22 protein-coding genes are annotated in these 22,931 nt (G+C 68.7%); 12 read left to right on the top strand and 10 right to left on the bottom strand.

Going from position 1 to position 22,931, the window contains the following annotated elements; translation table 11 throughout:
* Positions 1 to 100: 100 nt before the first annotated feature.
* Both CBM2594_RS01560 and CBM2594_RS01565 read left to right on the top strand, forming a co-directional pair.
* Positions 101 to 829: a response regulator transcription factor gene (locus CBM2594_RS01560; protein ID WP_116355299.1), complete on the top strand. Its 729-nt coding sequence runs from the start codon at positions 101 to 103 to the stop codon at positions 827 to 829.
* Positions 826 to 1,593 carry a HAMP domain-containing histidine kinase gene (locus CBM2594_RS01565; protein WP_116355300.1) on the top strand — a complete coding sequence of 256 codons (768 nt, stop codon included), beginning with the start codon at positions 826 to 828 and terminating at the stop codon, positions 1,591 to 1,593. Before CBM2594_RS01560 ends, CBM2594_RS01565 begins: the two co-directional genes overlap by 4 nt.
* Before the next feature lie 52 nt (positions 1,594 to 1,645).
* On the opposite strand, the gene CBM2594_RS01570 is transcribed toward CBM2594_RS01565, so the two are convergent.
* The 4 genes from CBM2594_RS01570 to minC all read right to left on the bottom strand — a co-directional run bounded on the left by CBM2594_RS01570 (position 1,646) and on the right by minC (position 5,030).
* Complete coding sequence (locus tag CBM2594_RS01570) at positions 1,646 to 2,734, bottom strand: porin (RefSeq protein WP_116355301.1); 1,089 nt, start codon at positions 2,732 to 2,734, stop codon at positions 1,646 to 1,648.
* Positions 2,735 to 3,069: 335 nt separating this feature from the next.
* Entirely contained in the window at positions 3,070 to 3,324 is a 255-nt protein-coding gene (gene minE, locus CBM2594_RS01575; protein WP_012351386.1) for a cell division topological specificity factor MinE, read from the bottom strand.
* Between the two features lie 21 nt (positions 3,325 to 3,345).
* On the bottom strand, positions 3,346 to 4,161 hold the full coding sequence (gene minD / locus CBM2594_RS01580; RefSeq protein WP_116355302.1) for a septum site-determining protein MinD: 816 nt from the start codon (positions 4,159 to 4,161) through the stop codon (positions 3,346 to 3,348).
* 68 nt (positions 4,162 to 4,229) lie between these two features.
* Positions 4,230 to 5,030 (bottom strand): septum site-determining protein MinC, encoded by an 801-nt coding sequence (minC, locus tag CBM2594_RS01585; protein ID WP_116355303.1) that lies wholly within the window; start codon positions 5,028 to 5,030, stop codon positions 4,230 to 4,232.
* A 219-nt stretch (positions 5,031 to 5,249) separates the two neighbouring features.
* Between minC and CBM2594_RS01590 the strand changes: the two genes are divergently transcribed.
* Both CBM2594_RS01590 and CBM2594_RS01595 read left to right on the top strand, forming a co-directional pair.
* Positions 5,250 to 6,221: a magnesium and cobalt transport protein CorA gene (locus CBM2594_RS01590; RefSeq protein WP_116355304.1), complete on the top strand. Its 972-nt coding sequence runs from the start codon at positions 5,250 to 5,252 to the stop codon at positions 6,219 to 6,221.
* A gap of 143 nt (positions 6,222 to 6,364) precedes the next feature.
* The gene (locus CBM2594_RS01595; RefSeq protein WP_116355305.1) at positions 6,365 to 7,066 is read left to right on the top strand and encodes a tetratricopeptide repeat protein; all 702 of its coding nucleotides are present in this window, start codon (positions 6,365 to 6,367) and stop codon (positions 7,064 to 7,066) included.
* Positions 7,067 to 7,322: 256 nt separating this feature from the next.
* On the opposite strand, the gene gatB is transcribed toward CBM2594_RS01595, so the two are convergent.
* From gatB to gatC, 5 genes are all read right to left on the bottom strand, one after another.
* The gene (gene gatB, locus CBM2594_RS01600; protein ID WP_116355306.1) at positions 7,323 to 8,780 is read right to left on the bottom strand and encodes an Asp-tRNA(Asn)/Glu-tRNA(Gln) amidotransferase subunit GatB; all 1,458 of its coding nucleotides are present in this window, start codon (positions 8,778 to 8,780) and stop codon (positions 7,323 to 7,325) included.
* Positions 8,781 to 8,869: 89 nt separating this feature from the next.
* Positions 8,870 to 9,979: a dienelactone hydrolase family protein gene (locus tag CBM2594_RS01605; RefSeq protein WP_116355307.1), complete on the bottom strand. Its 1,110-nt coding sequence runs from the start codon at positions 9,977 to 9,979 to the stop codon at positions 8,870 to 8,872.
* A 26-nt stretch (positions 9,980 to 10,005) separates the two neighbouring features.
* On the bottom strand, positions 10,006 to 10,464 hold the full coding sequence (locus tag CBM2594_RS01610; protein WP_116355308.1) for a hypothetical protein: 459 nt from the start codon (positions 10,462 to 10,464) through the stop codon (positions 10,006 to 10,008).
* Between the two features lie 2 nt (positions 10,465 to 10,466).
* Positions 10,467 to 11,972: an Asp-tRNA(Asn)/Glu-tRNA(Gln) amidotransferase subunit GatA gene (gatA, locus tag CBM2594_RS01615; protein ID WP_116355309.1), complete on the bottom strand. Its 1,506-nt coding sequence runs from the start codon at positions 11,970 to 11,972 to the stop codon at positions 10,467 to 10,469.
* 79 nt (positions 11,973 to 12,051) lie between these two features.
* Positions 12,052 to 12,351 (bottom strand): Asp-tRNA(Asn)/Glu-tRNA(Gln) amidotransferase subunit GatC, encoded by a 300-nt coding sequence (gene gatC, locus CBM2594_RS01620; protein ID WP_116355310.1) that lies wholly within the window; start codon positions 12,349 to 12,351, stop codon positions 12,052 to 12,054.
* A 605-nt stretch (positions 12,352 to 12,956) separates the two neighbouring features.
* Here gatC and CBM2594_RS01625 point away from each other — a divergent pair.
* From CBM2594_RS01625 to CBM2594_RS01655, 7 genes are all read left to right on the top strand, one after another.
* Complete coding sequence (locus CBM2594_RS01625; protein ID WP_008648066.1) at positions 12,957 to 14,000, top strand: rod shape-determining protein; 1,044 nt, start codon at positions 12,957 to 12,959, stop codon at positions 13,998 to 14,000.
* Positions 14,001 to 14,196: 196 nt separating this feature from the next.
* Positions 14,197 to 15,162: a rod shape-determining protein MreC gene (mreC, locus tag CBM2594_RS01630; RefSeq protein WP_116355311.1), complete on the top strand. Its 966-nt coding sequence runs from the start codon at positions 14,197 to 14,199 to the stop codon at positions 15,160 to 15,162.
* A complete protein-coding gene (gene mreD / locus CBM2594_RS01635) occupies positions 15,159 to 15,671 on the top strand; it encodes a rod shape-determining protein MreD (RefSeq protein WP_116355312.1) in 513 nt (170 codons plus the stop codon). The genes mreC and mreD overlap by 4 nt, the downstream gene beginning before the upstream one ends.
* Before the next feature lie 53 nt (positions 15,672 to 15,724).
* Entirely contained in the window at positions 15,725 to 18,031 is a 2,307-nt protein-coding gene (mrdA, locus tag CBM2594_RS01640; RefSeq protein ID WP_116355313.1) for a penicillin-binding protein 2, read from the top strand.
* An 11-nt stretch (positions 18,032 to 18,042) separates the two neighbouring features.
* A complete protein-coding gene (gene rodA / locus CBM2594_RS01645; RefSeq protein WP_116355314.1) occupies positions 18,043 to 19,185 on the top strand; it encodes a rod shape-determining protein RodA in 1,143 nt (380 codons plus the stop codon).
* A gap of 292 nt (positions 19,186 to 19,477) precedes the next feature.
* Complete coding sequence (locus tag CBM2594_RS01650; protein ID WP_116355315.1) at positions 19,478 to 20,158, top strand: DUF484 family protein; 681 nt, start codon at positions 19,478 to 19,480, stop codon at positions 20,156 to 20,158.
* A 19-nt stretch (positions 20,159 to 20,177) separates the two neighbouring features.
* Entirely contained in the window at positions 20,178 to 21,248 is a 1,071-nt protein-coding gene (locus CBM2594_RS01655; protein ID WP_116355316.1) for a tyrosine recombinase XerC, read from the top strand.
* A gap of 1 nt (position 21,249) precedes the next feature.
* Here CBM2594_RS01655 and CBM2594_RS01660 read toward each other — a convergent pair whose 3' ends face one another.
* Complete coding sequence (locus CBM2594_RS01660; protein WP_116355317.1) at positions 21,250 to 22,206, bottom strand: transcriptional regulator GcvA; 957 nt, start codon at positions 22,204 to 22,206, stop codon at positions 21,250 to 21,252.
* 248 nt (positions 22,207 to 22,454) lie between these two features.
* On the opposite strand from CBM2594_RS01660, the gene CBM2594_RS01665 reads away from it, so the two are divergent.
* On the top strand, positions 22,455 to 22,823 hold the full coding sequence (locus CBM2594_RS01665) for a DUF2917 domain-containing protein (RefSeq protein ID WP_116355318.1): 369 nt from the start codon (positions 22,455 to 22,457) through the stop codon (positions 22,821 to 22,823).
* Positions 22,824 to 22,931 lie beyond the last annotated feature (108 nt).

The following is a 22,931-nucleotide window of genomic DNA, read 5'->3' on the forward strand; positions in this document are numbered from 1 at the left end:
TAAAAGATTGTTGAAAGGCGAGATTGAGCCCTTTCCTATTCGTGCGGCCCGCAACACCGGCTTAAATGTCTCGCAAATGGCCAGTTCCGTCGGAGGCAATATGGGAAAGAAAACGGCATCGCGCATTGCATCGCTTGAGGACGCGCCCGCGGATGCGGCGCTGATCCGCCAGGTCGTCGCCGGCGCGGGATTCGAATGCGTGGGCTTCAGCGAAAGCCGGCGCCTGCTGCTGGCGCTGCGCGACGCCGGCTTCGACCTGCTGCTGCTGGACTGGCAGATGCCTGACCTGTCCGGGCGCGAGGTGCTGGCCTGGGTGCGCACCCACCTGGACCGGCGCATCCCGGTCATGTTCCTGACCTGCCGCGATGCCGAGCACGACATCGTCAGCGCGCTCGCCGCGGGCGCCGACGACTACATGGTCAAGCCGATCCGCCCGGCGGAGCTGGCCGCGCGCATCGAATGCCTGCTGCGGCGCGCGTATCCCGCGCAGGCGTCGCCGCACGCGCCGCTGCGGCTGGGCGACTATGCGTTCGACTGCGCGCTGCGCAAGGTCACCTGCAACGGCCAGCCGATCGGCCTGACGCCTAAGGAGTTCGACCTCGCGGTGCTGCTGTTCCGCCACGAGGGCCGCATCGTCACGCGCGACCATATCACCGCCGCGGTCTGGGGCCGCGAGATCTCGCCCATGTCGCGCACCATCGATACCCACGTGTCGCGCGTGCGCAGCAAGCTCGGGCTGCAGGCCGAACACGGCATGCGGCTGACCCCGGTCTATACGCATGGCTACCGGCTGGAGCGCATGGCACACGCCGAGCGGGCCGCGGCATGACGGCGCGCCCGCTGCGCCAGGCGCTGGTTGCCGCAACGTTGTGCCTGGGCGCGTACTGGCTGGCGCGGCGCACCCGCGGCGCCGCAGCCGTGCCGGCGCGGCCAGGCCAGGGCAATGCCGACGTGCGCGACCCGGCCGCCGTGCTCGACATGCTGCTGCATGTGCTGGGCCACGACCTGCGCCAACCCAATGCCTCGCTGCTGGCGTGGCTGGCGCTGCGCGAGACCCGGTCGCAGGCCGATGCCGCACTGCTGGCGCAGGTGGGCGGCCATGCGCGCCGCTCGCTCGCCCATATCGACGACCTGAACCGGCTGCTGCGCGAAACCCGGCATGCCTACCGGATGCGGCGGATCGCCATGGAAACCTTGCTCGATGAAGCGCTGGACCGCGTCTGGACCGAAGCCGGCGAGGCCGGCATCCGGCTGGAGCGCCCGGCCGGACGCCTGCCGCGCATCGGCGGGGACGCGGCGATGCTCGCCGGCACGCTGCAATGGCTGCTGGCCAGCGCCATCGGCGCCGCGGCGCGTGGCACGGCCCTGCGTACCACATGCCGCGGCCATGCCGGTGGCATGGCGCTGTCGATCGTGTTCCAGCCCCCCGACGACGCAAGCGCCGCGCAACTGGCCCGGCCCGGGCCCGCACTGCTGTGCGCGCAGCGCGTGGTGGCGCGCCATGGCGGGCTGCTGGTGCCGCTGCAGCCGCTGCAAGGCGCCGCGGCGCAGGCCGGCTGGTACCTGTGGCTGCGGCGCCGGCCGCGCCCATGAAAAAAGGCACCCGAAGGTGCCTTTTTGCCAGGAACTGCTGATCAGGTATCGATCAGAAGATGTGGCGGATACCGATGGCAGCGCCGGTCTGGTTGTTGCGGCCCGGCATTTCGGTGATGGTGCCGCCCGAAACCTTGTTGAAGTCAACCGTGCCGTAGACCTGGGTGCGCTTGGACAGCGAGTACTCGGCCAGCAGCACGCCGGTGTAGCGACGGCCGTTGTTGTCGTTCACGCCGTTGACGTTTTCGACATAGTCGCCGTAGAACACGCCGGTTAGCGCCAGCGCAGGGGTGGCCTGGTAGGTCACGCCGATGTAGCCGATGGTGTCCTTGCGCGGGTTGGCCGCTGCGTTGCCACCTGCCGGGATCGGGTTCATCGTCGTGGCGCCGGTCGAGGTGTCGAAGTTCAGCGAAGCGTCGACACTGCCGGTGCGGTCCTTGCCACCGATATAACCCACGAAGACCTTTGCCGGGCCGATCGAGTATTTACCCGCAGCGCCCCACATCTGCTGCTTCTCGCCGGTGGTGTTGCGCACTTCCTGGTACACGCCGCCGATGCCGAACGGACCAAAGGTGTAAGCGGCACGCGCGCCCCAGTACTGGTTCTGGCTCATGCTGCCCGGCTGCTCGCCGAAGCCGTAGCTGGCGCCGACGTCCAGGCCGCCGAACTTGCCGCCGTAGCTGACGACGTTGTCGTTACGGAAGTTGGTCAGGAAGAACGGCCAGGCGTTGTTGGTGTAGTTGCCGATGGTCAGCGGATCGTAGTCGCCGAAGAAATTAAAGCCTTCGGTGTACTGGCGGCCCAGCTTGATCGTGCCGAAGTCGCCGCTCAGGCCCACGTAGGCCTGACGACCAAACAGGCGGCCATTCTGGTTGGCGCGACCGGTGTCCGGATCAAAGCCGTTTTCCAGCTGGAAGATCGCCTTCAGGTTGTTGCCCAGGGCTTCGCTGCCCTTGATGCCCCAGCGGCTGTTGGTGACGGCGCCGTTGGTCAGTTCCCACGAGTTGTCATTGTTGGCGTTCGCGTTCGTCTGGAAGCGGATGCTCTGGTCGACGATACCGTACAGGGTGACGGAGGTTTGTGCGAAAGCCGAACCTGCCAACAGGCTGCCGGCTGCGAGGACGATGGCCGATTTCTTCATGGTGCTCCTTTTCTGTCTTGTACTGTGCCCTGCGCCGGATCACGGCGGGGATCAGGTCTACGTTTCGTGTAAACGCCGCGAAAATTTAACAAAACGTAAGGAACAAGGACACAAAACTCCGTGGAGCCGCGCTTTCAAGCAGGAAATTGGTGCAATTCCGTTGTCTGGCCGCTACAGAATTCTGCGTTTGGGGGCAGCGGCAGCGATTCGGCACCGCCTCGAAGCCGGGCTGGCGCGGCGGCGACGCGTTGGCGCGTCAGGGCGGGAAGGCGAAAGAAGGGAGCGGGGCGGGGCGCCCCGAAGGCGCATGGACCCGGCGCTGCCGGGTCCGGTCCTCAGTGCTGCGGGATTTCGATCTTGACCTCGAGCACCTCGAGGTTGTCCTGGCGTTCCAGGCTGACACGCAGGTCCTGGTCGCCGATCTTGACGTATTTGGAGATCACCGCGACCAGCTCGCGCTGCAGCGCGGGCAGGTAGTCGGCGGGGGCGGAATGGCCGGTGCGCTCGTGCGCCAGGATGATCTGCAGCCGCTCCTTGGCGACTGACGCGGACTTCTTCTTCTCTCCCAGCAGGAAGGAAAGGATCGACATGGGGTGAGCCCTCCTTGACCGTTACTTGTTGCCGAAGATGCGCGAGAACAGCCCCGGCTTCTGATAGTCGGTGAAACGCATCGGCTTGTCCTTGCCGAGAAAGCGGTCCACCACGTCGCCATAGGCGTCGGCCACGTCGCTGCCTTCCAGGTGGATGGCGGGCGTGCCCTGGTTCGAGGCGTGCAGCACGGCTTCCGATTCCGGCACCACGCCGATCAGCTTGATGCGCAGGATTTCCTGGATGTCGGTCAGCGACAGCATTTCGCCGCCATGCACGCGCTTGGGGTTGTAGCGGGTGATCAGCAGGTGTTCCTTGATCGGCTCGCCGCCCTCGGTGGCGCGCTTGGTCTTGGATGCCAGGATGCCGAGGATGCGGTCCGAATCGCGCACCGACGACACTTCCGGGTTGGTCACGATCAGCGCCTCGTCGGCGAAGTACATGGCCATCAGCGCGCCCGACTCGATGCCGGCGGGCGAGTCGCAGATGATGAATTCGAAATCCATCTCGATCAGGCCGTTGATGACCTTCTCGACGCCCTCGCGCGTGAGCGCATCCTTGTCGCGCGTCTGCGACGCCGGCAGGATGAACAGGTTCTCGCACTTCTTGTCCTTGATCAGCGCCTGGCGCAGGTTGGCTTCGCCCTGCACCACGTTGATCAGGTCATACACCACGCGGCGTTCGCAACCCATGATCAGGTCGAGGTTGCGCAGGCCGACGTCGAAGTCGATCACGGCAGTCTTGTGGCCGCGCAGGGCCAGGCCGGCGGCAAAGCTGGCGCTGGTGGTGGTCTTGCCGACGCCTCCCTTGCCGGAGGTCACAACGATGATTTTTGCCATGGCTCTTTGGTCCAGTAATAAGTTGAAGCTTGCGCTCTCTGCGATTTCGGTCCCGACAGGTGCCGCGGTTACTTGAGCCGCAGCGCTTCGAGGATCAGTTTTTCATCGGCCAGGCGCACCTGGGCGGTCTTGCCGTGCACATCGGCCGGAAGCGTCTGCTCCGCGGTCCGGTAGATGCCGGCGATGGAAATCAGTTCGGGCTCCATGCACGTGCTGAAGATGCGCGCCGCGGTGTTGCCCTTGACGCCCGCCAGCGCGCGGCCGCGCAGCGGGGCATAGATATGGATGTTGCCTTCGGCGATGACCTCGGCGCCGTAGCTGACCACGTCCATGATCACCACGTCGCCATGCGCGTAGACCTGCTGGCCGGAGCGCAGCGGCTTGTCGATCAGCAGGGTCTGGGTCTGGCGCACGGCGGCGGCCACGGCGGCGTCGGTCGCGGCCTGCGCCGCGGCGCGGGCGGCTTCCTCGCGCGCCGCGTGTTCGGCGGCAGCCTGTTCCGCAGCGGCGGCGGCCCTGGCCTCGGCGGCGCGCTCGGTGGCGCCGCTGCGGCGGGCCTGGCTGTCGAGCAGCGGCAGGCCGAAGCGCTCGGCCCACTCGCGCTGGCCGGCTCGGGCCACCACGCCGATGGCGCGCGCCTTGAGCGTCGCCAGCGTGTCGATCACGGTGCCGAGCGCAACTTCGCTGTCATCGTCGAGCGCGCGCAGGTCCAGCGCGATCACGTCATTGGAGAAGAAGTCGGGGGTGGCTTCGAAGCGGGTCAGGAGGTCATCCCGCAGCGCAGCCATGTCGGCGGTCTGGAGGGCGAGAAGGAGGGCGTCGACGTTGCCACTGCGCAGCTCGAAGCGTGGCGATTTCTTCTGGGACATAGCCGGGTGACCGTGGAAATGCCACATTCTAACGTTGTATCTGTGGCGAACTGTAACAATTGGATCGATATGTACCGCAGGTGGCGCGGGGGCTGCATGTGCGCGCGGGTTGCGCGGCGCAAGTGTGGCCGGCGCGGCTTGCGCGGCCTCGGCAACCGCGCGCCCGGGCCTTCGCGCAAAGCCTTGTTACGATTGCGCCATCTGATCAGCGGAGTTTCCATGGGCGCCATCGTCAATTGCGTGGCTTACCGGCAGGGCAAGCGGCTCGGCACGGTAAGCATGGAAGAAATCCGGACGGTGCTGGCCGTGCCCGGCACCTTCGTCTGGCTGGGCCTGCACGAGCCCGAGCTGGCGCTGCTGCGCCAGGCGCAGCAGGCTTTCGGCCTGCATGACCTTGCGGTCGAAGACGCGACCAACGCGCACCAGCGGCCCAAGCTCGAGGCCTACGGCGATTCCGTGTTCGTGGTGCTCAACACCGCGCAGCTGGTCGAGGACGAAGTCGTGGTCGGCGAGACCCACCTGTTCGTCGGCCCCAACTACGTGGTCTCGGTGCGCCACGGCGCCAGCAGCACCTATGCGCCGGTGCGCGAGCGCTGCGAAAACGACCCGCACGGCCTGGCCAATGGCCCGGGCTATGTGCTGTACGCGCTGATGGACTTTGTCGTCGACCACTACCTGCCCATCGTCACGCGCCTGGAGGACACCTTCGAGGCGCTGGAGCAAAACATCTTCCGCGACGAATTCGACCGCGCCGCGATCGAGCGCCTGTACCAGATCAAGCGCCAGGTGCTGCGCCTGCGCAATGCGGTCAGCCCGGTCGAAGACATGTGCGGCCAGCTGATCCGGCTGCACGAGGAGGTGGTGCCGAAGGAGTTGCGCGCCTATTTCCGCGATATCGAAGACCACGCCAGCCGGCTGGTGCGCACGCTCGACGTGGTGCGCGAAATGCTGACCACGGCGGTGCAGGTCAACCTGGCGCTGGTGACCGTCGGGCAGAACGAGGTGGTCAAGCGGCTGGCCGGCTGGGGCGCGATCCTGGCGATCCCGACGGTGGTGTTCAGCCTGTATGGCATGAACTTCGATTTCATGCCGGAGCTGAAAGTCCACTACGCCTATCCGGCCGTGATCGGCGTGACCGCGCTGGCCTGTGGCGCGCTGTGGCGGCGGCTGCACCGCGCAGGCTGGATCTGAATCCGCTGGGTTTATTGGTGCGATGAATGACGCGGATCGTATCGATGGGTGGTTGATTATTCGCACCAATAATCCTGTCGCTATCGGGCGCCCGCGCGGACTCCTACACTGGAGCCAGGAAGGCGCCGCGCCCGGAGTCCGCCATGTCGAAAGCCCGTTCCCCGCAAGCTGCCGTGCTGGCCGGCATCCTGTACGCATGGTTGTGCCTGCCTCCTGCCGCCGCCGCGCCGCAACCCCCCACGCCCGCACAGGCGCAGACGCGCGACGCCGTCACTGCTTACGAAGCGGGGCGCTTCGCCGAGGCCTTGCAGGGTTTTGCCGGCGCCGCGCGCCAGGGCAACCGCCTTGCGCAATTCAACTACGCGATGATGCTGCTGCGCGGCGAGGGCACCGCCGCGCGGCCGCAAGAGGCGCTGGCGTGGCTGCGCAAGGCGGCCGACAACGGCATGACCCATGCGCAATACACCTGGGGCGACCTGTACGAGCGCGGCGAGCTGGTGCCGAAATCGCTGGAAGAGGCGAACCGCTGGTACGAGCGCGCGGCGCAGGGCGGCCACGTGCAGGCGCAGATGGAACTGGCGACCAACTACTTCACCGGGCGCGGCATGCCGCGTGACTACGCCCAGGCGTTTGCGTGGTACCGGCGCGCGGCGAGCGCTGGCGATGGCGGCGCGCAGTACATCGTCGGCAGCTTCTATGAGCGCGGCGAACCCGGCGTGGTCGACCAGGATATCGAGCAGGCCAAGATCTGGTACGCGCGCTCCGCGGCGCACGGCGATCCGGGGGCGCTGGCGAAGCTGAGGTCGTTGCTGGAGGAGACGGTGAAGGGGAGGGCGGGGATGTAGAAGCAACCCACGCATGGGGAGGCGATCGGTGTTGGGTGCACCCAGGCCGCCCGAGCTGGCCCGGGCAAGGTGTTCTCCCTCTCCCCTCATGGGGAGAGCGCCGGGGTGAGGGGTGGGCTAGCCAGGTACCACGTCAAGCAAGGCCAGCGGTGTTAACCCACGGGCGTCAGCTGTTGATGCTCATGCCCTCACCCCCGGCCCCTCTCCCGCGAGCGGGAGAGGGGAGCAAACCAGCGGGATAGATAAGGACTGCGGCTTACCCCAGCTTCTTCCTCAGCAACTCATTCACCTGCGCCGGATTCGCCTTGCCCCTGGTCGCCTTCATCGCCTGGCCGACCAGCGCGTTGAACGCCTTTTCCTTGCCCGAGCGGAATTCCTCGACCGACTTGGCGTTGGCGGCCAGCACGTCGTCGATAATCTTTTCCAGCTCGCCGCTGTCGGACATCTGCTTCAGTCCCTTGGCCGCGATGATGGCGTCGGCGTCGCCGCCGTGCTCGCCCGCCCACATCGCCGGGAACACGTCCTTCTTGGCGGTGTTGTTCGACACCGTGCCGTCGGCGATGCGCGAGAGCAGCTTCGCCAGTTGCGCCGGCTTGACCGGTGCCGCGTCGATGGCGATGCCTTCGCGGTTCAGTTGCGAGGCGACGTCGCCCATCAGCCAGTTGGCGGCGGGCTTGGCGCTGGCGGCGCCGGCATCGGCGAGCACGGCCTCGTAGTAGGCGGCGAAGGCCTTGGTCGCGGTCAGCGTGGTCGCGTCATACGCCGACAGGCCGTATTGCGAGACGAAGCGCGCCTGCATCGCGGCCGGCAGCTCGGGCAGCGCATTGCGCACGCGCTCGATCCAGGCCGGTTCGATTTCCAGCGGCATCAGGTCCGGGTCGGGGAAGTAGCGGTAGTCGTGCGCGTCTTCCTTGGTGCGCATGGCGCGGGTCTCGCCGGTGTCCGGATCGAACAGCACGGTGGCCTGCTGGATCTTGCGGCCGTCTTCGATCTCGGCGATCTGCCACTGCACTTCGTATTCGATGGCCTGCTGCAGGAAGCGGAACGAGTTCAGGTTCTTGATCTCGCGGCGCGTGCCGAATTCCTTCTGGCCGAGCGGGCGCACCGACACGTTGGCGTCGCAGCGGAAGCTGCCTTCCTGCATGTTGCCGTCGCAGATGCCCAGCCACACCACCAGCGAGTGCAGCGCCTTGGCGTAGGCCACGGCTTCGGCGGCGCTGCGCATGTCGGGCTCGGTGACGATTTCCAGCAGCGGCGTGCCGGCACGGTTCAGGTCGATGCCGGTCATGCCGGCAAAGTCCTCGTGCAGCGACTTGCCAGCGTCTTCTTCCAGGTGTGCGCGGGTCAGGTTGACGGTTTTCTCGTAGAACTCGCCCTTCTTGCCCTCGACCTGGATCGTGATGGTGCCGCCCTGGACCACGGGGATCTCGTACTGGCTGATCTGGTAGCCCTTGGGCAGGTCGGGGTAGAAGTAGTTCTTGCGCGCGAAGACGCTGCGCGGCGCGATGGTGGCGCCGATCGCCAGGCCGAACTGGATCGCGCGCTCGACCGCGCCCTGGTTGAGCACCGGCAGCACGCCGGGCAGCGCCAGGTCCACCGGCGATGCCTGCGTGTTGGCCTCGGCGCCGAAGGCGGTGGAGGTGCCGGAAAAAATCTTGGAGGCCGTCGACAGCTGCGCGTGCGTTTCGAGGCCGATCACCACTTCCCATTGCATGGCGGTATTCCTGTTCGGTTCTTTCGGTGTTGTCTGTTGCGAGGGAGCGGCTGCGCCGCCCCGGTGTTGTGTCTGTCCTGGCGTGGCCGTCAGGGGTCGGGGCTGGCCAGCCAGGAGTCGAGCTGGGCCAGCGCGGCCACGCGCGCCACCGCATCGCCGCCGACGGTGACGCCCTGGCTCTTGCGCATCGCGGCGGCGGGCACGTCGGTGCGCCGGTGCAGTTCGCTGGTGCCGTCGAAGCCGTGATAGGCGCCCGGAAAGATCTCCAGCCGGAAGCGCGCGCCCGGCTGGCGCGCCTGCACCGCGCTCTGCAGCATGGCGCAGCGGGTCGCCGGGGTCCAGTCGTCGGCGCCGCCGATCATCAGCAGCAGCGGCGAGCGCAGGCGGAAGCTGTGCTGCTGCACCGCGCGCTTGCAGCCCGGGTAGAACGCCACCGCGCGCTCGACCAGCGGCGTGCCGGCCGGCCACGGGCGGCTTGCGTCGATGGTGGCCAGCACCGCCTGTGCGCCGTTCGACCAGCCCAGCAGCACGATGCGCGCGGCATCGACCGCGGGTTGCTGCGCCACCCAGCGCAGCGCGGCGAGCGCGTCGGCGCGGCGGGTGCGGTCGTCGATGGCGCGGTTGTCGAGGGGCTCGGCGCAGATGCCGTGGGGCTTGCCGCGCGCGCTGAAGCTGTCGGGCATCAGCACGGCGTAGCCGCGCTCGGTGAGCCAGTGCGCGTATTCGCGGTAGCGTTGCTGCAGCCCTGCGGCAACGTCGGCGGTGTCAGCGCCCGTTGGCGCCAGGCTGCCGTCGCGCGGGGCGCGCTGCGCCAGCAGGCCGCCGCAGCCGTGCAGCGCCACCACCACCGGCAGCGCGCGCGGCGTGGCGCCTTCGCGCGGCAGGAACCAGTAGGCGGTCAGCGCCGGCGTGCCCGCATCGCCGCGCAGCTGGACCCGCTGCGCGGGCACGGGAGCGACCGCCGCCCTGGCGGCTGCCGATGAGGCGGGCGCCGCGCGGCTCACCGCGTTCGGCGCCAGCACGCCCGCCGGCGTCAGCGGTGCCGTCGCGTCCAGCGGGGGTGCCTGCAGGTCCGGCGTATGCGCCGCGGCGCCGGCCAGCCACGCGCCCAGGCCCAGCGCCACCGCGGCGCGCAGCCAGGCGGCCGCCGGGCGGGCGGCGCGCGGCGCGGGTTGCGGGGTGGCGTGGGCGTGGAGCATGGCCGGTTTCAGTGGCGGCAGTGGCTTCAGCGCGTGCGGGCGCAGGCGCCGGTGCCGGGCTCGAACATCACCGGCCAGGCTTCCTCGTAGATGCCCGGGGTGCAGCGCTGCTGGCAGTTGGCGTGCGCCAGCGTGACGCGGCGCGGATCCTGCCAGACCATCAGCTTGCAGCCGCTGCCGTCGTTGGCGCGCAGTTCGATATGCGGCTTCTTCTGGACCTGGCGGAACTCGGCCAGGTTGAAGCTGCACGAGCCGCGCTTGCCCACCCACAGCTTCCACGACAGCTGCTGCACGCTGTTGTCCGCGATGCGCAGCTGCGCGTCTTCGCGGAAGCCGTCTTCCTCGGTGCGGCGGCAGTCGCCGGCCAGGTCGATGTCGCGGCTGGCGATCGGCGTGGGCTTGCCGAGGATCGGCAGCCGGATGCAGCCGGCCACCAGCGCGGCGAGTGCTGCAGCGGCGAGCAGGCGGAGCAGGGAGCGGGTCATGGTCAGGCCTTGGCGGGGCGGCGCAGGTGCCAGTCGGTCGCCTGCTGGAACGCATGCGCGGCCTGCAGCAGGCGCGCTTCGTCGAAGTAATTGCCGATCAGCTGCAGGCCGACGGGCATGTTGCCCTCGCCGAAGCCGCACGGCACGCTCATGCCGGGCAGGCCGGCCAGGCTGGTGGACAGCGTGAAGATGTCGGCCAGGTACATCTGCACCGGGTCCGAGGTCTTCTCGCCCAGCTTCCACGCCACCGTCGGCGCCACCGGGCCCATGATCACGTCGCACTGGGCGAAGGCGCGCTGGAAGTCGTCGGCAATGATGCGGCGGATCTTCTGCGCCTGCAGGTAGTAGGCGTCGTAGTAGCCGTGCGACAGCACGTAGGTGCCGACCATGATGCGGCGCTTGACCTCCGCGCCGAAGCCTTCGGCGCGGGTCTTCTTGTACATGTCGAGCAGGTCGCGGTACTCGGCGGCACGGTGGCCGTAGCGCACGCCGTCGAAGCGCGACAGGTTGGACGAGGCCTCGGCCGGCGCGATCACGTAGTACACCGGGATCGACAGCTCGGTCTTGGGCAGCGACACCTCGACCAGCGTGGCGCCCAGCTTCTCGTATTCGCCCAGCGCGGCGCGCACGGCCTGCTCGACGTCGGAAGACAGGCCCTTGCCGAAGTACTCCTTCGGCAGGCCGATGCGCAGGCCCGCCAGCGGGCGCTCGGCGGTGGCGCCGGCGCGCGGCTGGCCCAGCAGGCGGGTGTAGTCCTCGTCGACGCCGCCCTGCGCGGGCGGGATGCTGGTCGAGTCCTTCGGGTCGAAGCCGGCCATGGCGTTGAGCAGCAGCGCGCAGTCCTCGGCGCTGTGGGCCATCGGGCCGCCCTGGTCCAGCGACGAGGCGAACGCGATCATGCCGTAGCGCGACACGCGGCCGTAGGTCGGCTTGATGCCGGTGATGCCAGAGAACGATGCCGGCTGGCGGATCGAGCCGCCGGTGTCGGTGCCGGTGGCGGCGGGCGCGAGGCCGGCTGCAACGGCCGCGGCCGAGCCGCCCGACGAGCCGCCGGGCACGCGGCTGGCGTCCCAGGGGTTGCGCACCGGGCCGAAGTGCGAGTTCTCGTTGGACGAGCCCATCGCGAACTCGTCCATATTGGTCTTGCCCAGCGTGACCATGCCGGCGGCGGCCATGCGCTCGACCACGGTGGCGTCGAACGGGCTTTCATAGCTGGCCAGCATCTTCGAGCCGGCGGTGGCGCGCCAGCCGCGCGTGACGAACACATCCTTGTGCGCGACCGGCACGCCGGTCAGCGGCGCGGCCTCGCCGCGCGCGCGGCGCTCATCGGCGGCGCGCGCCTGCGCCAGGGTGCGCTCGGGATCGACGTGGATAAAGGCGTTGAGCGCGGCGGCCTGCTCGATGCGGGCCAGGTACTCGCGCGCGAGTTCCTCGGCGGAGACGGTGCGCGCGGCCAGGGCGTCGGCAAGCTGGCGCAGGGAGGTCACGGAATCAGCGGAAAAGGGCATGACAGTCGGTTGGCATCAGGGGTGGCGTACTGGCGGGCGGACCGCGGCGCGCCTGGCGGCGGCACGGGCCGGGCAACGGTCATTCGATGACCTTGGGCACCAGGTACAGGCCGTTTTCGGTGGCCGGCGCGGGGCGCTGGTAGTCGGCGCGGCGGTCGGCCTCGGTGACCACGTCTTCGCGCAGGCGCTGGACCATGTCGCGCACGGCCGACAGCGGGTGCGCCAGCGGCTCGATGCCGGTGGTGTCGACCGCCTGCATCTGCTCGACCAGCGAGAAAAAGTTGTTCAGCTGCGCAAGCGTCTGTTCGGCCTCGGCATCGCTGGTTTCGATGCGGGCGAGGTGGGCAATGCGCTTGACGTCGGATAGGTCGAGGGCCATGGCGTGGTGGGTCGAAGCTCGGAGGCTCAGGTATTCGGGATACGAAGGGCGGCGCGGGCTGCGCCGGGCTGGCTTGCGGGGCCGCTGCGTCGCTTGGCCCGGGGCCTGACCACGGGTGCCGCAGGGCGCCCCGCAGTCGTCAGAATTGCAGGTATTTTCAGGCTGTAAACGCCCGAAGCAGCCAGAATTATAAGGTATCATTGCGAGTTACCGACCTTTGGCAACGCCTACGCCACATGGCCTGCGGCCGGCGCCTGCGCGCCCGGTGTCCGAAGGCGCCCGAAGGGCAAACCTGGGTCCTCTGATTAGGCCTTGCCGCCGGTCCCGCATGTTGCGTCGACAGCCAACATGATGCGCCGGCGCCTGCACATTTCCGCGAACTTTTCGGCGGGGTCTAATCAAAGGTTCCCGTAGGGCCGGCGCGCACGGTGCGCCGGCGGTGCCGATCCCATTCCCATCCAGCCGGGCAGCCGCCGGCCCGGGCGGCGGGCGGACCGGGAAGCCGAGAACCAATCCGTATTCAACACAACGTACTTCGTGGCCGGGCCGCTCGCGGCGCCGGCCGCTTCGCCTACCCGCGAACACCATCACAGACAGGATTCCTGATGTTCGGATTTCTCCGCAGCTACTTCTCCAACGACCTGGCGATCGACCTCGGCACCGCCAACACGCTGATCTACATGCGCGACAAGGGCATCGTGCTGGACGAGCCCTCGGTGGTTGCGATCCGCCAGGAAGGCGGCCCCAACGCCAAGAAGACGATCACGGCGGTGGGCAAGGAAGCCAAGCAGATGCTGGGCAAGGTGCCGGGCAATATCGAGGCGATCCGGCCGATGAAGGACGGCGTGATCGCCGACTTCACCGTGACCGAGCAGATGCTCAAGCAGTTCATCAAGATGGTGCATGACAGCAAGCTGCTGCGCCCGAGCCCGCGCATCATCATCTGCGTGCCGTGCGGCTCGACCCAGGTCGAGCGCCGCGCCATCCGCGAATCGGCGCTGGGCGCCGGCGCCAGCCAGGTCTACCTGATCGAGGAGCCGATGTCGGCCGCGATCGGCGCCGGCCTGCCGGTGTCGGAGCCGTCGGGCTCGATGGTGGTGGATATCGGCGGCGGCACCACCGAGGTGGGCATCATCTCGCTGGGCGGCATGGTCTACAAGGGTTCGGTGCGAGTCGGCGGCGACAAGTTCGACGAGGCCATCGTCAACTACATCCGCCGCAACTACGGCATGCTGATCGGCGAGCAGACCGCCGAAGCCATCAAGAAGGAAATCGGCTCGGCCTTCCCGGGCTCCGAGGTCCGCGAGATGGAAGTCAAGGGCCGCAACCTGTCCGAAGGCATTCCGCGCGCGTTCACGGTCTCGTCCAATGAAATCCTGGAAGCGCTGACCGACCCGCTCAACCAGATCGTGTCGGCGGTGAAGATCGCGCTGGAACAGACCCCGCCCGAACTCGGCGCCGACATCGCCGAGCGCGGCATGATGCTGACCGGCGGCGGCGCGCTGCTGCGCGACCTGGACCGCCTGCTGGCCGAGGAAACCGGCCTGCCGGTGCTGGTCGCCGAAGACCCGCTGACCTGCGTGGTGCGCGGCTCCGGCATGGCGCTGGAACGCATGGACAAGCTCGGCAGCATCTTCTCCTACGAGTAAGCAGGACGCTCACGTGGCGATGCGCGGCCTGCCGGATCGACCGATCATGGCGGCGTCGCGGCGCCGCATCCGCCGGGGCCCGGCCCTGGCTGCTCCCGCCGCCCGGCCGTGCCGTGCCTGTCCCCGCCAGGGGCCGGGGCGCGGCAAGGCGGGCGGCGGGGCGTTTCCGCGTGGCCTCCGGCCTTTGTTCGGGTAAATGGATTACTCCCCTCCGCCGCTCTTCAAGCAAGGCACCTCGGCCGTCGCCAGGCTGGTCCTGTACGTGGGCATCGCGCTGGCGCTGCTGGTGGTCGACGCCCGCTTCGACGCGCTGCGCGTGGGCCGGCAGGTTGCCGCCACCGTGCTGATGCCGGTCGAGCGCCTGGTGCTGGCGCCGCGCGACGCGCTGCGCACCCTGTTCGACTACGCGCAGTCGTCGGCGACGCTCGCCACCGAGAACCGCGAGCTGCGCCAGAACGCCGTGCAGCAGGCGCAGGCGTCGGTGCGCCAGGCGCAGCTCGAGGCCGAGAACAGCCAGCTGCGCAAGCTGCTCGGGCTGGCGCAGCAGTCGGCCACGCCGGTGACCGCCGCCGAAATTCTGTATGACGCGCGCGACCCGTACAGCCAGCGCATCGTCATCGACAAGGGCAGCCAGCACGGCCTGCGCGCCGGCTATCCGGTCATCGACGAGCGCGGCGTGGTCGGGCAGGTTACGCGCGTGTCGCCGTTCCAGTCCGAGGTGACGCTGCTGACCGACAAGGATCAGGCGATTCCGGTGCAGGTGGTGCGCAACGGCCTGCGCAGCGTGGCCTTCGGCGGCGCGCGCGCGGGCCAGCTGGACCTGCGCTTCATGGCCGCCGCCGCCGACCTGCAGCAGGGCGACCTGCTGGTGACCTCGGGCCTGGACGGCACCTATCCGCCGGGCCTGCCGGTGGCGAAGATCGTGCACATCGAGCGCAAGGCCGATACCGCGTTCTCGCGCGTCTATTGCGAGCCGGTGGCCGGCGTGCGCGCGCACCGCCAGCTGCTGGTGGTGCGCTACGACGCCGCCATCCCGGCGCGCGAAGCGGTCGAGGCGCGCCCCGAAGCACCGGTCAAGGGCGCCAGATCGGCCGCGGCACGCGCCGCCGCCGACAGCGCCGCGGCCGGCAAGGCGGCGCCCGCCAAGGAGGCACCACGGTGACCAATCCCCAATACCTGCTGCGGCCGGTCAACCCGGCCTTTATCGCCTTCAGCTTCGTGCTGGCGTTCCTGTTCAACCTGATGCCGTGGGGCACCACGCTGTGGATCCCGGACATGGTGGCGCTGGTGCTGGTGTTCTGGAACATCCACCAGCCGCGCAAGGTGGGCATGGGCGTGGCGTTTCTTCTCGGCCTGCTGATGGACGTGCACGATGCCCGGCTGCTGGGCGAGCACGCGCTGGCGTACACGCTGCTGGCCTACTTCGCCATCACCATCCACCGCCGCGTGCTGTGGTTCACGGTCTATACCCAGGCGCTGCACGTGCTGCCGCTGCTGTTTATCGCGCACGCGGTGCCGGTGCTGATCCGGCTGGCCATGGGCGCGCCGCTGCCGGGCTGGCCGCTGCTGCTGGCGCCGGCGATCGAGGCGCTGCTGTGGCCGCTCGCCACCAGCCTGCTGCTGGCGCCGCAGCGCCGCTCGAGCGATGTCGACGAGACCCGGCCGATCTGACGCCGCATGCACCCGACCGCACCTGAACGCTCATTCCTGGCCAACGCAGTACCATGACCGAAATCCGCAACGTCGAACTGGAAATCGGCCGCTTCCGCATCCGCGTGGCGGCCGCGGCGCTGTTTACGGTGGTCTGCTTCGGCCTGCTGTTCTCGCGCTTCCTGTGGCTGCAGTGGTACAAGCACGACCAGTACTCGGCCAAGGCCGAGGACAACCGCATTTCGGTGGCGCCGATCGAACCCAACCGCGGCATCATCATGGACCGCAACGGGATCGTGCTGGCGCGCAATTATTCGGCGTATACGCTGGAGATCACGCCGTCCAAGCTGACCGATACGCTGGACAACACCATCGAGAGCCTGTCCGGCCTGGTCGATATCCAGCCGCGCGACCGGCGCCGCTTCAAGCGGCTGATGGAGGAATCGCGCAGCTTTGAAAGCCTGCCGATCCGCAGCCAGCTGACCGACGAAGAGGTGGCGCGCTTTTCCGCGCAGCGCTTCCGCTTTCCCGGCGTCGACGTGCGCGCGCGGCTGTTCCGCCAGTACCCGCTGGGCGAGTCGGCCTCGCACGTGGTCGGCTACCTGGGCCGGATCTCGCAGCGCGACCAGGAGCGCATCGAGGCCATGGACGTGGCCAACGACGCGGACGGCGCTAAATATGACCCGCGCAAGGACGCGGACAACTACAAGGGCACCAACTACATCGGCAAGATCGGCCTGGAGCAGAGCTACGAGAGCGAGCTGCACGGGCTGACCGGCTTCGAGGAAGTCGAAGTGAGCGCGGGCGGGCGCCCGATCCGCACGCTGTCGACCTCGCCGGCAACGCCCGGCAACAACCTGATCCTGTCGCTCGACATCCGCCTGCAGCAGCTGGCCGAGGCGCTCTATGGCAACCGCCGCGGCGCGCTGGTGGCGATCGAGCCGTCCACCGGCGACATCCTGGCCTTCGTCTCCAAGCCGACCTTCGACCCCAACCTGTTCGTCGAGGGCATCGACACCAACACCTGGAACGAGCTCAACGGCTCGCCCGACAAGCCGCTGCTGAACCGGCCGTTGCGCGGCACCTATCCGCCCGGCTCGACCTACAAGCCGTTCATGGCGCTGGCCGCGCTGACCACCGGCAAGCGCACCGCGGCGTGGGGCATGTCCGACCCGGGCTACTTCACGCTGGGCAACCACACCTTCCGCGACGACAAGCCGGGCGGCCACGGCTGGGTCGACATGCACAGCTCGATCGTGCATTCGTGCGACACCTACTACTACGCGCTGGCGCGCGACATGGGCGTCAACGGCATCCATGACTTCATGAAGCCGCTGGGCTTCGGCCAGATCACCGGCATCGACATCGAGGGCGAAAGCCGTGGCATCCTGCCGTCGACCGAGTGGAAGCGCAAGGCCTACCGCAAGCCCGAGCAGCAAAAGTGGTACGAGGGCGAGACCATCTCGCTGGGCATCGGCCAGGGCTACAACAGCTTCACCATCCTGCAGCTGGCGCAGGCCACCTCGGTGATCGTCAACGACGGCAAGGTGATGAAGCCGCACCTGGTCAAGGCGGTCGAAGACGCGGTCACGCGCAAGCGCACGCTGACCGTGCCCAAGGAGAGCTACACCATCCCGTTCAAGCAGGCCGACATCAACGTGATCAAGCGCGCCATGGTCGCGGTGACGCACTCCGGCACGGCCGCGCGCGTGTTTGCCGGCGCCGCCTACGAGTCCGCCGGCAAGACCGGCACGGCGCAGACCTACAGCCTGTCCAAGGGCGAGAAGTACAACCACCACGCGCTGGCCGAGCACAAGCGCGACCACTCGCTGTACACCGCGTTCGCGCCGGCCGACAACCCCAGGATCGCGATCGCGCTGATCGTCGAGAACGCCGGCTTCGGCGCCGCGGTGGCGGCGCCGATCGCGCGCAAGGTGATGGACTACTACCTGACCGGCAAGTGGCCCGCCGAACTGGAGGCGATCGCCCCGCCCGCCGGCGAGCGCATGGCGGGCCGCGCGCCGGTGGATACGCCGAGCGTGTTCACCACCGGCCAGACCGCCAGCATTGCCAGCGCCACGGTGATGTCCAGCGGCGGCGCGCCGGCCAGCGGCGCCGCCGCCAGCGCGGTGGCCGCGGCGTCGGCCGCGCACGTGCCGACGCCGGAGGCGATCGCCGCGACGCTGGACCCGGACGCCATCGCCCCGGCCTCGGCGGTGCAGTCGCTGGACCAGCGCATGCTGCAGGCGCTGGGCCACAGCAAGCCGCAGACCCCCGCGCCGGCCTCCGCGACGGTCGTGCCGGCCAAGGCGCCCGCGCCCAAACCACGCGTCAAGCCCGTGGCTGCCAAGGCAGCCAGCGGTGCCGACGCCAATCGCTGAAGGAGACGCGCATGGATCGACGCCGCGTCCTGTCCCTGGTCAAGACCGCGCTGACCGGCTTTGACAAGCCGCTCTCGCTGATCGTGTTCCTGCTGTTCGCCACCGGCATCGTGGCGCTGTACTCGGCCGCCATCGACATGCCCGGCCGGGTCGAGGACCAGCTGCGCAACATCCTGCTGTCGTACGTGGTGATGTTCGTGATTGCCTACCTGCCGACGCAGACGCTGATGCGGGTGGCGGTACCCATCTATACCGTGGGGGTGGCGCTGCTGATCGCGGTGGCCATGTTCGGCCTGATCCGCAAGGGCGCGCGCCGCTGGCTCTATGTCGGCATGGTGATCCAGCCGTCCGAGATCATGAAGATCTCGATGCCGCTGATGCTGGCGTGGTATTTCCAGAAGCGCGAGGGCGTGATCCGGTGGTTCGACTTCGTCGTCGCGCTGGGCCTGCTGCTGATCCCGGTGGGCCTGATCGCCAAGCAGCCCGACCTGGGCACGGCGCTGCTGGTGATGGCCGCGGGCCTTTACGTGATCTACTTCGCCGGGCTGTCGTGGAAGCTGATCCTGCCGCTGATGGGGATCCTGGTGGTCGCCATCACGCTGCTGATCACGTTCCAGAACGACATGTGCGCGCCGGGCGTGAACTGGCCGGTGCTGCACGACTACCAGCAGCACCGCGTCTGCACGCTGCTGGACCCGACCAGCGATCCGCTCGGCAAGGGCTTCCACACGATCCAGTCGATCATCGCGATCGGCTCGGGCGGGGTCGAGGGCAAGGGCTGGCTCAAGGGCACGCAGACCCACCTGGAGTTCATCCCCGAAAAGCACACCGACTTTATCTTCGCGGTGTACTCGGAAGAATTCGGGCTGATCGGCAACGCGGTGCTGCTGCTGCTGTACCTGCTGCTGATCTTCCGCGGGCTCTTTATCGCGGCCAATGCGCCAACCCTGTTCTCGCGGCTGCTGGCGGGGTCGATCACGCTGATCTTCTTCACCTATGCCTTCGTCAACATGGGCATGGTCAGCGGCATCCTGCCGGTGGTGGGCGTGCCGCTGCCGCTGCTGAGCTACGGCGGCACCGCGCTGGTGACGCTGGGCGCGGGCATCGGCATCCTGATGAGCATTTCGCGGCAGAAGCGGTTGATTCAGACGTAGGGTTTTTCTGTACCGCCGGTTTGCTCCCCACTCCCGCGTGCGGGAGAGGGGCCGGGGGTGAGGGGCAGGAGGGCTAAAGGCTGAGGCCTGTGGGTTAACACCGTTGGCCTTGCTTTACGTGGTTCCTGGCTAGCCCACCCCTCACCCCGACCCTCTCCCCATGAGGGGAGAGGGGGAACACCTTGCTTAGGCTAGACCGGGCGGCTTGGGAGCATCCAAAACCGTGCGTTCCTGCGCAGGCAAGTGGGTTTGCTAAACTGCCACCCACTTTACCTCCACCGGTCCACGCCCCATGAACGCCCAAGACGTTGCCGCCTACCTGCAGAGCCATCCTGAATTCTTCGAAGAGCATGCCGAGCTGCTGGCCGCGGTGCAGCTGACCAGCCCGCACAGCCATCGTGCCGTGTCGCTGCAGGAGCGCCAGATGGAAATCCTGCGCGAGAAGAACAAGGGCCTGGAGCTGCGCCTCGCGGACCTGGTCCGCCATGGCCACGAGAACGACCGCACCCAGCAGCGCCTGCACGACTGGCAGCTGCGCCTGCTGGCCGAGGCCGATTCGCACGCGCTGCCGTATGCGGTGCAGGACGGCCTGCAGCAGGTGTTCGACGTGCCGGCGGTGGCGCTCAGGCTGTGGGATGTCGCCGAGCAGTACGCGCACATCGAAGTGGCGCAGGGCGCCAGCGAAGACCTGCGCATCTTTGCCGAAGGCCTGCGCGCGCCGTACTGCGGCAGCAACAGCGGCTTCGAGGCGGCCGGCCTGCTGGAGCGCGACGATATCACCTCGCTGGCGCTGGTGACGCTGCGCGTGCCGGTGCGCGCGCCCGAGCCCGGCGCCGAGGTGCGTGGCGCCGCCTTTGGCCTGCTGGTGCTGGGCTCGCCCGATCCGCGCCGCTTCCACGAAGGCATGGGCACGGCCTACCTGTCGCAGATCGGCGAAGTCGCGGGCGCCGCGCTGAACCGGCTGCGCGACTGAAGCCGCCCGGCCCGACGCCATGACTGCACGCCGGCCGCCGCGCGATGCGGTCACGCCTGCTTCCCCCCGCGCCGAAGCGCCCCCGCCAGACCCGCTGGTCACGCGCTACCTGGACTGGCTGCGCGGCAGCCGCAAGCTGGCCGACCACACGCTGTCGGGCTACGCGCGTGAACTGCGCGTGCTGCAGGCGCACGCGGCGCAGCATGCGCCGGGCGTCGCGCTGCTGGCGCTGCAGACCCACCATATCCGCAATTTCGCCGCGCGGCTGCATGCCGCCGGGCTGGTCGGCACCAGCATCGCGCGCGCGCTGTCGGCGTGGCGCGGCTTCTACCTGTGGGCGGCGCGCCATGGCCATGGTGTCAGCGTGAATCCGGTCGACGGCGTGCGCGCGCCGCGCTCGGGGCACGCGCTGCCCAAGGCGCTGTCGGTCGAGCACGCGGTGGCGCTGGTGGCGCACCCGGCCGGCACCGACGCCGAGGCGCTGCGCGACCAGGCCGTCTACGAACTGTTTTACTCGAGCGGGCTGCGGCTGTCCGAGCTGGTGCAGCTGGACCTGCGCTATGCCGATGCCGGCGGCTACCGCTCCAGCGGCTGGCTCGACCTGGACGGCGCCGAAGTCACCGTGACCGGCAAGGGCTCGCGCCGGCGCTCGGTGCCGGTCGGCAGCAAGGCCGTCGCCGCGCTGCAGGCGTGGCTTGCGGTGCGCGACACCTTGCTGCGCCCGGGTGCCGCGCCCGAGGACGCGCATGCGCTGTTCCTGGGTCCGCGCGGGCGGCGGCTGTCGATGCGCACGGTGCAGCTGCGGCTCAAGCAGCAGGCGCTGCGCGCCGGCGTGCCGGCCGATGTGCATCCGCACATGCTGCGGCATTCCTTCGCCACGCACCTGCTGCAGTCTTCGGGCGACCTGCGCGCGGTGCAGGAGATGCTGGGCCATGCCAGCATCTCGACCACGCAGGTCTACACCGCGCTGGACTTCCAGCACCTGGCCAAGGTCTACGACAAGGCCCACCCGCGCGCCGGCCGGGCGCGCGCGAAACCCGCGGCCGATGCCGCCGGCCGCGCGGATAGCGGCGAAACGCCGGAAGACTGACTCACTCCCACTGCGCCAGCACTTCGCGGAAACGCTCGATCTCGGGCAGCAGCCAGCCGCGGAACGCCTGCACCTTGGGCAGGTTCAGCGAACCCGGCGCGCACACGAAGTACAGCAGCCACGGGCACGGGATGCTGACATCGAACAGCCGCACCACGCGCCCGGACAGCAGGTCGTTGCAGGCCAGCGATGAACGGATCAGGGCGATGCCCTGGCCTTCCGAGGCGGCCTGCAGCAGCAGCGACGAATCTTCCAGCAGCAGGCCCTTGCGCGGCTCGGGCCAGTCGAGCCCGGCGGCATCGAACCACGGCTTCCACGGATCGCCCTCGCCGCGCAGCAGCGGCAGGCCCGCCATGTCCTGCGGCCGTTCGGGCAGCCGTCCGCCGTTGAAGGCGGGGCTGCAGACCGGGAAGAACACGTCGTCGAGCAGCCGCTCCACGTACAGGCCGGGATAGTCGCCGCTGCCCATGCGCAGCGCGATATCGACCTCTTCGTGGGCAAAGTTGACCAGCGTGTTCGACGACAGCAGCTCGACATCCAGCTCCGGGTGGCGCTCGATAAAGCTGCCGATGCGCGGCGTCAGCCAGCGCGCGGCAAACGACGGCATGGTGCTGATGGTCAGGCGCTTGTCGCGGTTGCCGGCCTGCAGCGCGCGCGTGGCATCGGCGATCTGCAGCAGCGCGTCGCGCACGCGCTCGGCGTAGAGGCGGCCCGCCGGGGTCAGCGCCACGCGCTTGCCGTGGCGCTCGAACAGCGGCATCCCCAGTTCTTCTTCCAGCGCGCGGATCTGGTGGCTGACCGCGCCGTGCGTGACGAACAGCTCCGTCGCCGCGCGCGAAAAGCTCTCGTGGCGCGCCGCTGCCTCGAAGGCGCGCAGCGCGGTCAGCGCAGGCAGGCGCGGCAACTCGCGGTGCCAGCCGCGCGGCATGTCCTTCTCCCAGGCGCTTTTCCAGGCCATGGCCACCTCCAGACGGTTGGGGTTATGTGAGATTGGCTAACAAGAACAAAGAAAATATATCGTTTTGATAGTGGCCGGGCAATCACTAATATTCGATCACCGGCCCCCGCAGTTGCAGTCTTCTTTACGGCGATCTTCACAGGATTTAACTGGCTTGGCCGATTTGCCGGGCCAGTCCGGCTACCTCGCCGCGAATCCGTACTGTGTCAGGCGTATCCCCGCCGAGGCTGGCCGAACGGAGAACCACCATGAAAACCGTGCTCACAACGACCGAGTTCACCCTGAATCCTGGCGAAGTCACCACGCTGTCGGTGCACGCCGCGCAGCGTCTGCACATTGCCGAAGCCCGCGGCACCGATGTGTGGCTGACCCGCGAGAACGATTCGGAGGACTACTGGCTGCGTTGTGGCGGCAGCCTGCTGCTGCGCGCCGGCGACGAGGTGGTGCTCAGCGTCGATCCGCGCGCGCTGCATCCGGTGCGACTGGCGCTGATTGCCGAGGCCCGCCGCCCGGCGCTGGCGCTGGCCGACCTGCCGCACCTGGTGTACCGCAGCCTGCGCCGGCTGGTTCGAGGCACCGAGTGGACGCCTAACCAGGACCGGGTCACCGCTTCCTGAAACCGGGACGGGCGGGACACCGAGCGCGCCGCACCGGCACCGGGGCCATCTGCGCCTGGTCTGGTCGCGTGACGCAGCGGACGGTTCCGCACCGCCCACCCCCTGAAC

The sequence above is a fragment of the Cupriavidus taiwanensis genome (assembly GCF_900249755.1).
In the GTDB taxonomy this organism is placed as follows: domain Bacteria; phylum Pseudomonadota; class Gammaproteobacteria; order Burkholderiales; family Burkholderiaceae; genus Cupriavidus; species Cupriavidus taiwanensis_D.